Annotated in this window: 12 protein-coding genes; all 12 read right to left on the bottom strand. The window is 57.9% G+C overall.

The genetic code is table 11. The features are described 5' to 3' along the window. Window positions 1–58: 58 nt before the first annotated feature. Window positions 59–931 (bottom strand): DivIVA-like cell division protein Wag31, encoded by an 873-nt coding sequence (wag31, locus tag ATK06_RS07440; protein WP_098389116.1) that lies wholly within the window; start codon window positions 929–931, stop codon window positions 59–61. Window positions 932–1,201: 270 nt separating this feature from the next. Further along, on the bottom strand, window positions 1,202–1,492 hold the full coding sequence (locus ATK06_RS07435) for a YggT family protein (RefSeq protein WP_048379364.1): 291 nt from the start codon (window positions 1,490–1,492) through the stop codon (window positions 1,202–1,204). Window positions 1,493–1,635: 143 nt separating this feature from the next. Next, window positions 1,636–2,064 carry a cell division protein SepF gene (locus ATK06_RS07430; RefSeq protein WP_048379366.1) on the bottom strand — a complete coding sequence of 143 codons (429 nt, stop codon included), beginning with the start codon at window positions 2,062–2,064 and terminating at the stop codon, window positions 1,636–1,638. A gap of 64 nt (window positions 2,065–2,128) precedes the next feature. Beyond that, window positions 2,129–2,851, bottom strand: coding sequence for a YggS family pyridoxal phosphate-dependent enzyme (locus ATK06_RS07425; RefSeq protein ID WP_048379367.1), 723 nt, complete (start codon window positions 2,849–2,851; stop codon window positions 2,129–2,131). Next, window positions 2,852–3,574: a peptidoglycan editing factor PgeF gene (gene pgeF / locus ATK06_RS07420; protein ID WP_098389115.1), complete on the bottom strand. Its 723-nt coding sequence runs from the start codon at window positions 3,572–3,574 to the stop codon at window positions 2,852–2,854. It lies immediately after the preceding gene. Window positions 3,575–3,630: 56 nt separating this feature from the next. Beyond that, window positions 3,631–4,857 (bottom strand): cell division protein FtsZ, encoded by a 1,227-nt coding sequence (gene ftsZ, locus ATK06_RS07415; RefSeq protein ID WP_048379369.1) that lies wholly within the window; start codon window positions 4,855–4,857, stop codon window positions 3,631–3,633. Window positions 4,858–5,050: 193 nt separating this feature from the next. Then, window positions 5,051–5,713 carry a cell division protein FtsQ/DivIB gene (locus ATK06_RS07410; protein WP_098389114.1) on the bottom strand — a complete coding sequence of 221 codons (663 nt, stop codon included), beginning with the start codon at window positions 5,711–5,713 and terminating at the stop codon, window positions 5,051–5,053. A gap of 46 nt (window positions 5,714–5,759) precedes the next feature. Next, window positions 5,760–7,229 carry a UDP-N-acetylmuramate--L-alanine ligase gene (gene murC / locus ATK06_RS07405; protein WP_098389113.1) on the bottom strand — a complete coding sequence of 490 codons (1,470 nt, stop codon included), beginning with the start codon at window positions 7,227–7,229 and terminating at the stop codon, window positions 5,760–5,762. Between the two features lie 81 nt (window positions 7,230–7,310). After that, window positions 7,311–8,432, bottom strand: coding sequence for an undecaprenyldiphospho-muramoylpentapeptide beta-N-acetylglucosaminyltransferase (gene murG / locus ATK06_RS07400; RefSeq protein WP_231913517.1), 1,122 nt, complete (start codon window positions 8,430–8,432; stop codon window positions 7,311–7,313). Between the two features lie 9 nt (window positions 8,433–8,441). After that, window positions 8,442–9,950: an FtsW/RodA/SpoVE family cell cycle protein gene (locus ATK06_RS07395; RefSeq protein ID WP_098389112.1), complete on the bottom strand. Its 1,509-nt coding sequence runs from the start codon at window positions 9,948–9,950 to the stop codon at window positions 8,442–8,444. Window positions 9,951–10,191: 241 nt separating this feature from the next. Then, a complete protein-coding gene (gene murD, locus ATK06_RS07390) occupies window positions 10,192–11,619 on the bottom strand; it encodes a UDP-N-acetylmuramoyl-L-alanine--D-glutamate ligase (protein WP_098389111.1) in 1,428 nt (475 codons plus the stop codon). A 4-nt stretch (window positions 11,620–11,623) separates the two neighbouring features. Further along, on the bottom strand, window positions 11,624–12,751 hold the full coding sequence (mraY, locus tag ATK06_RS07385; RefSeq protein WP_048379373.1) for a phospho-N-acetylmuramoyl-pentapeptide-transferase: 1,128 nt from the start codon (window positions 12,749–12,751) through the stop codon (window positions 11,624–11,626). Window positions 12,752–12,805: the final 54 nt, after the last annotated feature.

Below are 12,805 nucleotides of genomic sequence, written 5' to 3'. Positions count from 1 at the left end.
TGCCATACGCAAAAACTGCCACGCCCAGAGGACGCGGCAGTTTTCGAGTGTGTGAAAGCTATGCTTTCTTTTCGCCGGTGTTCGGTGCAGCGGACGGACGGGACTCGAGTTCCTCGAGCTGGCCTTCCAGCATCGTCTTCAGGCGGGTACGGTACTCGCGCTCGAAGGTACGCAGTTCCGCAATGCGGGTCTCCAGAGCGTTCTGCTGTTGCTTGACCGTATTCATAATTTCGGTGTGCTTACGCTCTGCTTCGCGCTGCAGGTTCTGAGCCTTCTCCTCAGCCTGGCGGACCTGAGCCTCTGCACGGGAGTTTGCATCGTTCAAGGTCTCCTGAGACTTCTTTTCTGCCTCAGCGATCTTGTTCTTAGCAGTGGTATCTGCTTCAGAGAGCTGCTTCTCGGCGGCCTGGCGTGCCTCATCCAGCATGGACTTGGACTCGGACTGCGCCTCGGAGGTGAGGCGGTCGGCCATCTCCTGAGCCAGGCCCAAGACCTTGGCTGCCTGCATGTGGGTATCTGCGGTAGCAGCGCCCGGTGCTGCGCCAGCGGTAGCGGCCGTAGCGGCAGCGGCTGGCTGGGACTTCTTGGCTTCCTCAGCCTGCTTACGAGCTTCTTCGGCAGCCTTCTCAGCCTTTTGTGCCGACTGCTCTGCAGCCTGAATCTTGGCCTCGTACTCCTTGCGGAGCTTAGCCTCGATGTCCTTGCGCAGTGCGGCCTCATCGGCGGTGCCGGATGCTGCGACTGGAGCGCCACCAGCCTTCTTAGCTTCCTCTACTTGCTGACGCAGCTCGTCATTTTCATCTTGCAACTGTGCAAGAGTGTCTTCTACGAGATCGAGGAACTGGTCAACTTCGTCCTCGTTGTAGCCCCGCTTACCGATAGGCGGCTTGCTAAAGGCGACATTGTGCACGTCTGCTGGTGTAAGCGGCATGTGGCGTTCCCTTCAATTGCATTTACGCCCGAAAAGGCGACTCTGTAGGCATAATACCCACGGGTACGATATCTACTTTACTTGTGTACTTGGCCATTGTAGCCGGAAGGTTCACTTTTGTAAGTATTTACCTTCGATTTCACGTGTTTAAATCCAGATTTTGCTATATTTTGCGCCAATCAGCCCCGAACTGTGCCCGATATTGCGTACCTGCTCCTAGCTGCGTAGTACCTGCTCCCAGCGACTTCGTCGCTGGGAGCAGCATGAGGACTAGAAAAACACTAGCTGGACCACAATTTGCAGAACAATAATAAGGAAGAACAGGACTAAGACCGATACGTCTAGGGCAACCCCTCCCATCCGCACCGGAGGGATAAGTTTGCGCAACAACTTCACTGGCGGATCCGTGATGGTGAAAATCACTTCACCAATGACTGCAAACCACCGTGGGGGCCGAAACGACCGCGAGAAAGATTGGATCATCTCGATGAGGATGCGCCACACCAAAATCATGCTAAACAAGCGCAAAAGGATAAGAAGTATCGAGCCTAGTTCATTCACAGAGACCACCCTATAGGATTCGTCGTTGCCATACAGAAAACCTCACCACAGTCAGCCCGGCAGGCTTGGCGTGGTGAGGTTTGGGTTTCCAGGCCGTTTTGGTGGCCTAGAGTGTCACAGTGGCGTCACTGAAGGTGAGTGGACTAGCGGATGTGAGCAGCGCGCTTCAGTTCGTGGGTGCTTAGAGGTGCACCCTCTGGAACGAGAGCGAAGACGCGAGCTGACAGCTGCTCCATCTTCCCGCGCAGGGCGTAGCACAGGCCAGCGGCGAAATCGATGACGCGACGTGCCTCAGCTGTGTCCATATCTTCCATATCGATAATGACGGCGTCGCCGTCACGGAATGGTTCGCCAACTTCAGCGGCTTCCTTGTAAGTGCGCAGGCGAACGAGCGCGATAGCCGGGGCAGGAGTTGGCTCATACGGCTCACGCTCGTATTCGTAGGAGCGTGGTTGGTAGGCAGCCGAACCCGAGGTCTCGTAGCGTGGAGACTCTGCGTAGTATGCGTCGTCGTGCTCGTCGTCAAGCGGTGCCAGTCCGAAGAATTCCTTCGCGTTTTTCAGGATTGACATGTGATTCTCCATTCCCTTGTGAAGTGACGGTTCACTGCGTATGACACTGTGTGTGCGTTCTTGTTTAGGCTAACGGCCGCGCACCCAAAATATCGGTTCCGACACGCACACAATCCGACCCGTGTGCAATCGCCACATCCATATCGCCGCTCATCCCCGCAGAAAGCTGCAACTCTACGCCATATTTTTGGGCCAGCTCGTCACAGTACTGGCGGGTTTGGGAAAACACTCGCGCAGGATCTGCATCCAGTGGCGGCACAACCATGAGCCCAGCGAACTGCACGTGCTCTCCTTCAAGGAGCGCTTCCGCGATTGCCGGGACGTCCTCCTTCAGTGCCCCACCGCGTGCGGTGTCCCCGTCGGCACTGATTTGGATAAAGCAAGGCACACTTTCACGACGCTCCCCAGTAGGCACGCGGTCGCCCCTCTCCAGAGCTAATCCGATACCCCGATTGATGCCGGTGGCTAATTTCAGCGAGTCGATAGAGTGCACCGCCGACGCCCAACGTCCAACCGCGTTGGCCTTTTTGGATTGTATTTGTCCGATCATGTGGAATTCCACGCCTGGCAGTGTGTGCGCCTTCTCCCGGGCCTCTTGCTCCCGGTTCTCCCCCACGGCTGTCACACCAAGTTCATGGAGGCGTGCGATGTCTTCGGACGGGTGAAATTTGGTAACGGGAAGCAGTCGCACGCTTCCGGGTTCACGCCCACTCGCCTTTTCAGCTGCAGTAATCTTTGCGCGCACCGCTTCCAGGTTGCGGGCAAGTTCTTCGGTTCTGCTGTCCATTTATTTATCCATCCAAATCAACCCCACCTGGCGTCCGGTAGTACCTTCGCGCCGGTGAGAAAAGAAGTCGTGATCAGTAATCGTGTCTCGTGGGTCGGCATCGATAGCCGTAATCCCCAACGACATCAGCTGGCGGACAAGACCTGCACGAATATCTAGTGCTGGCGTGCCCTGCGCAGTACGAGTCCGGGAACCTGGCAGGTGCTTCTCGACGTCTGCTGCCATCTGTTCCGGGACCTCATAACTTTTGCCACCTGCTGCCGGACCAAGCAGGGCATGGATACGGTCCGGTCGTGCGCCACGATCTTCCATGACATTGACCGTTGCCGGAACAATCCCGTTACGCGCACCCATGCGCCCTGCATGAACAGCGGCAATGACACCGGAGGTTTCGTCGGCAAGCAAAACCGGTACGCAATCCGCCACCATCACCGCCAACGCAAGACCAGGAGTAGTGGTGACCACTGCATCGGTTGCCTCAATCGGCTCGCTTATAGGCTTATCGACGACCGCCACCGTGTTTGTATGCAACTGTTCCAACCACACGAAATTCTCTTCTGGGACGTCAATCACTTCCGCCAAACGGCGCCGATTCGCGGCCACGGCGGAAGGCTCATCCCCTACGTGGTATGCCAGGTTAAAAGAGGAATAGGGATGCGAAGACACCCCGCCCGCGCGAGTAGTGAATACTCGGCGGGCGGGGTGTTCATGCGTGTTAGTCATGTCCGCCAACTGTAGTACACGCCACGATGAGTGTGCCGCGCCGCGTACTCCAGGGTTTAGCGCAAGAAGTCCGGAACGGAAAGCTCGTCGTCCCCGCGATCATCGCGATAGGTCTCACGGGAGCGTGGCTCGTATGCATCCTCGCGGGAGGTAAACAAGCCGCTCGAACGTGAGGGCTCTTCGTCAAGGTGACGGCCCGATCGGTCTTCGTCGCCAAAGATGGAACGGCCAGCATCAGCCTGCGGAGCTGGTGTCGGGTTAGATTCAGCCGGAGCAGACTCCTTCGCAGGCTCGGCTGCCTTCGATTGCTGAGACTGCTGGGGAGCCGGAGCGCTATTGTTCGGGTCAAAACCAGTAGCCACAAGCGTCACTCGGACCTCATCACCCAGGTTGTCGTCGATGGAGGTACCGAAGATGAGGTTGACGTTGTCGTCTGCCTTGCTCTCCACCAGGGTCGCGGCTTCGTTAACCTCTGCCAAACCGATGTCCGAGCCACCAGCAATAGACAGCAGTACGCCCGTAGCACCGTCCATGGTGGATTCAAGAAGCGGCGAATTCATCGCCTGCAAGGCGGCGTTGACCACGCGGTCGTCGCCACGCGCGGAACCCACACCCATGAGCGCGGAACCTGCGTCCTGCATGACAGAACGAACATCGGCGAAGTCCACGTTGATCACGCCGGGGTCGGTGATGAGCTTGGTGATGCCCTCAACACCATTGAACAGAACCTGGTCCGCAGCACGGAAGGCTTCCATCATGGAGAGGTTTGGGTCACCCAACTGCAGCAGGCGATCGTTTGGAATCACGATGACGGTATCGCAGACCTCGCGCAGCGCTTCGATGCCGTCGAGAGCCTGGCGCGTGCGGCGCTTACCTTCGAAGGAGAATGGGCGGGTCACCACACCAATGGTTAGGGCCCCAAGCTTCTTTGCGATCCCCGCAACGACAGGCGCGGCACCAGTACCCGTGCCACCACCTTCACCGGCGGTCACAAAGATCATGTCCGCACCCTTAATAGACTCTTCGAGTTCGGTCTTGTGGTCTTCAGCAGAAGTGCGTCCAACCTCAGGATTAGCGCCAGCGCCCAGACCGCGGGTAGCTTCACGTCCGATATCCAACTTGGTATCAGCGTCAGAGAACATCAAAGCCTGGGAGTCCGTGTTGACGGCGATGAACTCGACGCCCTTGAGGCCTTCTTCAATCATGCGGTTCACGGCGTTCACGCCGCCACCACCAACACCAACAACCTTGATGTTCGCAAGTGAAATATCGGGGGAAGTCATAGACAACTTGCCTTTCGCGGATGGATTCTTTACGGGGCTAACACAATTCACAACGGTGCTCACATGCCACACACGGGGCGAGAAACAGCGTTGCGCGTTGGCTCTATCATCTGTGAAAAATGGCCAAATGTGGGCGACATTCCGCCGGTGTGTTGCACCCTAAAGTACTAGTTTAGACTTTGTGACCTGCCGTTTAACGCACCGTGACCAGGTTCGGGTTGGAGACATTCCAGTGCTGTCCCTCACGCGTCAACACGGTGCGCATGGCTAAACCTTTGTCGTGATTATTTTCCGGGGCGCCCCAAAAGACGGTGCGACCGTCGTGAAGCTCAAACTCGATCTCCCATTCACTGGGTACATTGACCCGCGCAACCTGGACACGGACCTCAGGGTCGATTGCATTGACGACGTCCACCAGCTGCTCCATAATCGCCGGGGCATCAACAGCCGCGCCGGTGACCTCCATCGTTCCCTCGGGTGCTTCCCCGATGGCAAAAATGTGACCGGTGGAATCGATGAGGTGGTCCCCGTCAGGTTCGCGGATGAACATGACCGGTTCGCGCTCCTGAATTTCCACCCCCACGGTAGATGGGAAAGAGCGTTCCACGGTTACGGTCCGCACCCACGGCAGTCCGGCAACCGACTGCGCGGCTGACGCCGTGTCCAGGCGCATCATGTTGTCCCCGACCGAAATGCCAGTAGCCTGTTGGACTTCCTCAACGCTGGTGTTCTTTGTCCCCGTGATGTCAAAGTTTTTCACCGCAAGGACAGGAGTGGACCACAGCACCACGCCTATGCTCACGCACAGCACAGCGGCAATGACAACGCCAATAATGATCTTTTTCGTGGTAGTCATGAATTTTCCGATCTACTGTCCTGTGCCAGCACGACTGACTTATGGCTTATTCTGCCGACGCCGCAAGGCGCTCAAGAATGCGCGGCCCCTGAGCTGTAATAGACCCCGCTCCCATGGTGAGCACAACGTCGTGAGGTTGCGCTACAGACGCGACTAGTTCTGGGACTTTTGCTTCGTCGAACTCTACTATCACCTGGGTGCTTTCGGACGAAATCTCCCTGGCGATAGTGGTGGCGTCAACCCCGTCGACCGGTTCCTCGCGTGCTCCAAAGACATCGAGGCAGATAGCCACATCAGCCAACCCCAGTGCCTGACCAAACTCGTGCGCGAACTCCTGCGTGCGCGAGTACAGGTGCGGCTGAAACGCCACGATAACCCGGCCACCTTTACCTTGTGCCGCAACGGTTTGCTGGGCAGCTTTGAGGACCGCGGTTACCTCAGTCGGGTGATGCGCGTAGTCGTCTACCACCCGGACGCCCTCGAAGGGGCCTGATTCCACAACGCCGCGCACGTCGAATCGCCGACGCACGCCACCGAAAGCGCTCAAGCCTTCGGCTAGCTTGTGCACATCTCCACCAGCGCGGGAACCTGCCACCAGCGCGGCCGTCGCGTTCAGCGCCATGTGCTGGCCCGGAAGGTGGATGTCAAACTCGACGCGCTCGTCTGCAATGTCGACAACCACGTGAGAGCCATTCGCAGTTGGCTCAATAGTCTGGATACGTGCAGCACACGGGATCAGTGGGTGTTCCGCAATCGCTTTATGCGTGCCGTACAATACTGCGTCGATGCCTGCGTCGTGAGCACGTTGTGCGAGTCCTGCCGCGTGACCATCATCCGCGCACGCAATGAGCGTTCCGCCTTCGCAGATGCGCCCCACAAAGGCTTCAAAGACGGCGAAATACTTGGCTGGGGATTCAAAGAAATCCAAGTGATCAGGCTCGATGTTGGTCACGATGGCAATACTCGGCTCGTAACGTAACAGCGAAGCATCAGATTCATCCGCTTCAGCAACGAAAGCTGCCCCAGACCCGTGGTGTGCGCCCGCGCCCGTAGCGGTTAACTGCCCGCCGATAGCGAAACTAGGGTCCAAATCCGCATGCGTCATCGCGGCAACCAGCAAAGACGTCGTCGACGTCTTTCCGTGCGTTCCAGCAACCAGAATCTGTTGGTAGTCCGCCATCAACTCGGCCAATAAATCCGAGCGTCGAATCACCGGAATTCCAGCTTCCTGCGCCGCAACAAGCTCAGGGTTGTCCTTCGGGATTGCAGCAAAAGAAATGACGACGACCGTAGGCAGACTTTCCGACAGTTGGAGGTTCTCCGCAGCGTGGCCTATCGCAATGTGTGCCCCGCGCCCGCGCAGAGATGCCACAACCTCAGAGTCGTTTCGATCCGACCCCGACACCACCGCACCTCTATCCAAGAGAATGGAGGCTAGCCCACTCATGCCGGCACCCCCGATGCCGATTAGGTGAACGCGAGAGATATCAATTCCAGGATGCGCAGTGGTACTCATATCCCTAAAATCTACCCCATCTGTGCGACACGATGGCGAGGGCGGGCGCACCTACTGCACAGTACGACACAAGCAGGGAATTTACTCTGCCGCGTTAAGGTCCGTCACAATGCGGCGCGCAATCACATCTGCTGCTGGCTCACTGGCATGCCCTGCAGCAGCGTTACGCATCTCCGAGTACACGTCAGGTCGGTCCAAAATGCTCGTTACCTCGGCGACCAACCGCTGACCGTCCAGCTCTCGGTCCTGCACAATTCGGGCGGCACCACTTGCGACGACCTCCCGCGCGTTCAACCCCTGCTCACCATTACCGTGTGGCAATGGGACATAGACTGCGGGCACACCCGCGGCCGTGACTTCTGCAACCGTCATCGCACCAGAGCGGCACACGATAAGGTCTGCAACGGCGTACGCGGCAGCCATATCCGTGATAAAGGGAACCGCTGTGTAATGCTCGTGGCGTTCCGGGGCAGGGTTCTTCTTCCCGTAAGCGTGCAATACCTGGTAGCCGGCGTCGGTGAGGTCCACGATGGCGTCGGCAAGTGCTTCATTGAGCGAGCGAGCACCCTGCGAGCCGCCAGTAACCAGAATCGTCGAGCGGTCAGGGCTGAGGTCCCACTCTTCACGTCCGCGGTCAGCTGCGCTGGAGTCCCTGTCCCCCGTCAAATTCTTGCGGATTGGGATCCCCACAACCTCGCCCGGGATGCCCGAATCACTCACCGCATTAAAACCGTGACCACCGAGCTTAATTCCCAGTTTGTTGGCCATTCCAGCCTTGGCATTGGCCTCATGCACATAAAACGGCAGACCCAGCTGACGCGCGGCCAAATACGCCGGTGCAGACACGTAACCGCCGAAACCAATCACGGCATCAGCGTTAACATCACGCAAAATATCCTTCGTCTGTGAAACCGCTTTCACTACACGCAGCGGCAACTTCACCATATCGAGAGAAGCCTTGCGGGGCACCGGGACCGGGTCAATCATGCGCAACTCGATGCCACGCTCAGGGACGAGTTCCCCTTCCAGGCCTTTCGGCGTCCCTAATGCGGTGACGCGCACATCACCAATCTCACGTAGAGCATCAGCGACGGCTAGCGCCGGCTCAATATGCCCCGCCGTGCCACCGCCAGCGACGACAACCGAATACGGGCGAAGCGGGCTTACTTCAGCGTTGTGCGTACTTATGGACCTATCATCCACGAGCAGAACTCACTTTCGTTGTGAAGGCCGGGGGCTACTTGGGCGACGCGGGGCATCCGCGCTGGAACGCGATCGATATGCACTCTGGCCACCTTCTGGATGCCGACCCCGGCTTGAGGACTGTGTCGAAGTGTAATTCACCGGCTTCGGCGACCGCGCATCACGGGTAGAACGCTCCGTAACCGGAACGCCGAAACGCGCTTCGCGCTCAGCACGTGCAGCCGACTCCCTGCCACGGAATCCGCGTTCTCGCACTGGGTGGGCCACTGAAGGCGTCCGGGTTTCCGCGGGAGCCAAAGGCTCGCCAATCATGAGGAGGCGGTCAAAGAATGGGCGCCCATATGAACGCACAGCCGACACGGCCTCTGGTTCGTGGCGGGCAATATTTGCCAATATTCCCATAGCGACCAGGGTAATCACCGCAGAGGTACCACCTGCAGAAATCATAGGTAGCTGAATACCAGTCACCGGCAACAGCCCAATGACGTAGGCAATATTGATAAACGCCTGTGCGACCACACCGATGGTCAATGTCGCTGCCAACAAAGACTGAAACTGGTCCTGTGCACGCATCGCGGTACGCAACCCGAAGAATCCCAGCAGGAAGAACAAGATGATTACTAGTGCTCCGCCCCACAAGCCCAGCTCCTCACCCACAATGGCGAAGATAAAGTCATTGCGCGCCTCGGGGAGGTAGAACCACTTCGCGCGGGACTGTCCCAAACCGACGCCGGTCACGGATCCGTCGGCAAGCGACAAAAATCCCTGATAAGACTGGAACGCGGTGCCACGTGTATCTTCAAAGTGGCCAAACAGGGCATCGAAGTAAACGTGGAAACGATGCGAACGGAAACCGCCGCCCACGATGAGCAAAACGGCACCCACTAAACCAGCGACAACAGCCGCGATGATCCAGCTTCGGTGCATGCCCGCGAAAAACATGAGTGCCACCGCGGTAAGCGTCACCGTCGCTGCCATGCCAACATCACCCTCGAGGAACACCAAAAGGATAAAAAGCACAGCGATAGCGCAGAATTGGTTGAAGCGCGACTGCAGATTCTTCACTGCATGGACCCGGTTGGCCAAGAATGACGCACCGAAAATAGCTAAGCCAATCTTCGCGATCTCCGAAGGCTGGAACTGTACAGGACCCAACGCAATCCACGACTGTGAGCCAACCTCTTCCCTACCGGTGCCGATACCCGGGATAAGAACGGCAACCAGCAAAACTAAGGACACAACAAGCGCAGTACCAGAAAACCTACGTACCACCTGGGGAGGAATTTTCAACGCCACCCAAAAGCCAACGAGGCCCACGAATACCATGATTGACTGGCGTAGCGCAGCGCCCCAGACGTCTGAATTTTCCAGCACCGACCAGGTCATCGAACTGGACATCACCATCACGACGCCAATACCAGTCAGCAGAAAAACGATGATGCGGATCATCAAGTAATCAATGCCAGGGTTAGATTCCAGCCACTCAGAAACCCGCTTGATGGTACGGGAAATCCACATGGTCCCTTCGGCATCTTTCGTGGGTTTCGCACCACTCGGTCGGGTACTGGGGCGTCGCTCAGTAACGGCGGTGTTGCTACGCGCTGCGTGGACGCGACGGTCGCGGGAGGCGTGTGTTTTACGTGGGGGTGTCACTAGCTGCGCTCCTGAGATGTACCCTGCCCCCTTGTACCTCGATGGACTGCCCGAGGCGAGAGGCTATACGGCTAAAGTTGTTCCAACTCTAGTCGCTTTTACCCCATTAGTCACAGGCGACACACCACTTACGCGCTGCGCGGGCAAATTCATCGCCACGTTGCCCCATGCCGGTGAACATATCTAAGGAAGCCGCCGCCGGTGCAAGTAACACCACATCACCCGGCTGCGCATGTTCACCGGCCCAGTGCACGCACTCCTCCATCGCGGCGACCGGGTTCGTTGTAGTCACCTCATGAATCGGAATATCACGTCCCAGAGCCTCGACCGCAGCAATGATGTCCTGTCGGTCTACACCCAATGCGACAACACCACGCAAACGATCCGCATGTGTCTGCACCAAGTCCGTCACATGCGCACCTTTGAGCTGACCACCAGCAATCCAGAGAACCGAGTCGTATCCTGCCAGTGCACCATCCGCAGCGTGGGGATTGGTGGCTTTCGAATTATCAACCCACGAAACCCCGCCTGCCTGCGCGACAGTCTGACCGCGGTGACCGGCTACCTCAAAAGTGCGCAGCGCACGTTCGATGGCGTGGGCATCCACACCACATCGCAGGGCTACCGCCATGGCAGCGGCAGCATCATACGCTCCCGCGGGACCAGCCGGAGAAATCTCCGATAGGTCCACCACAGGGGTCTCTTCCCCATCGATTCGGGAAACCAACCGGCCCTCTAAGACTCCAACGCCGTTGTCACCATACGAATCTGGATCCGATAGACCGGTCTTCACCACCGTTGTGTCATCAGCTACTACTCCCGGCTTTCCGACGGTCGTACGTACCAACCGGTCGTCCCAGCCCACGACAGCAATCGGTCCACGCAGGGCACGTGCTTTCGCTGCCGCATACGCATCCATGCCACCATGCCAATCCAGATGATCTTCCGCGAGGTTCAGAAGTATCCCCGCGTCTGGCGTCAGCTGTGGCGCCCAATGCAACTGGAAGCTGGAAAGTTCCGCCACGACGACGTCGATCCGCGGATCCTCACGCACCACGTCAGCGATACCTACCCCGATATTTCCGGCCGCGCGAGCACTGACTCCCCCTGCCTTAAACATCGCTTCCAGCATGCCCGTGGCAGTAGTCTTACCGTTAGTGCCCGTGACCACGCACCACGTCCGCGGAGCACCGAACTGTCCCGACTGGTCAAGTCTCCATACCAGTTCCACATCTCCAATGACTTCGCATCCAGCTTGGGCGGCTGCAACCAAAAATGGTGTATCAGGGCGCCAGCCGGGCGATGTCACCACAAGATCTCCCGAACGCAGCTGCATTTGTGCCTCAGCTGTCGTAGCGATCTGGAAATCGGTGGCGGGGTCAGCTAAAGCTTTCACGGTTTCCGCAGCGGGCGTCGAGTCGTCGACAAGCACTACGGGCACCTGCAAGGAATTCAACAGCAGAGCTGAAGATTTGCCCGACACACCTGCGCCGGCAACAAAAACACGCTCGTGGTGGGCAAGAAGGTTCTCCATCGAACTACGCTCCCACGCCCATGCTGAACAGTCCCACGGAATCGGTTGTACTCAACCATTCGCCGTAGAACAGTGCCATGCCGATCCCTGCGGCTAGGCCGGCGATAATCCAGAAGCGGATAGTCACGGTCGTTTCGGCCCAGCCACCGTTTTCAAAGTGGTGGTGGAACGGCGCCATACGGAAGAACCGCTTACCCGTGGTGCGGAACACAGCGACCTGGATCACCACCGACACCGCCTCAAGGACGAACAGTGCAGCCACAATAACCATGAGCAATTCCGTGCGCGACGCAATCGACAAGCCAGCAACCAAACCACCGAGTGCCAGCGATCCGGTATCACCCATGAAAATCTTTGCCGGCGCAGCGTTCCACCACAAGAAACCAACACATGCACCAAAACCTGCGACTGCCAGCACCGCCAAGTCCAGCGGGTCGCGCACAATGTAGCACCCCGCGGCGGCATCGATACTGCAGGAGTTTCGGTACTGCCAGAACGTCATCATCGTGTACGCACCCATGACCATGGCGGTAGAACCAGCAGCCAGACCATCAAGACCATCGGTGAGATTCACCGCATTCGACCACGCGGCAATGACGATGATGATGAAGATGACGAACAGCGCGATGCCAATTCCGCCACCTAAAGCCAGATCAATCGTGGGGATGTCGCGGACAAATGAAAGATTCGTTGATCCCGGTGTAATCCCAGATTCATTTGGGAACTGGAGAATAAGCAGTGCGAACCCAATCGCCAGGACCAGCTGGCCCACCAATTTAGCAGTCTTATTGAGCCCCAGATTGCGGTTCTTGAACAGCTTGATGAAGTCGTCTGCGAACCCCAACCCGCCCAGGCCCAGGGTCAGGAGCAGTACTAACACGCCCGAGGCGGAGAAACCACCGGTCCCGGTGGCAGCCCCGTAGATAACACTGCACAAATATCCTGCCGTGATACCCAGCAAGATTGCGAGTCCACCCATCGTCGGCGTTCCACGCTTGCGCATGTGGGACCGCGGACCATCCTCGCGGATCTCCTGCCCCAGGCCTTCCGCCGAGAAATAGCGGATGAGCAGCGGAGTGGTAAAGATTGCAACGAGGAAGCTTACGGCTCCGGCGATAATTATGTTCGTCACGACAGATCAAATAATCCTTGCCAGGGTACGGAGTCCGCGCGGTCTCCGGAGAGT

It is taken from the genome of Corynebacterium renale, assembly GCF_002563965.1.
GTDB classification, from domain to species: domain Bacteria; phylum Actinomycetota; class Actinomycetes; order Mycobacteriales; family Mycobacteriaceae; genus Corynebacterium; species Corynebacterium renale.
Note: the sequence above shows the minus strand (reverse complement) of the source record. Positions and strands in the feature narration are given on the sequence as shown.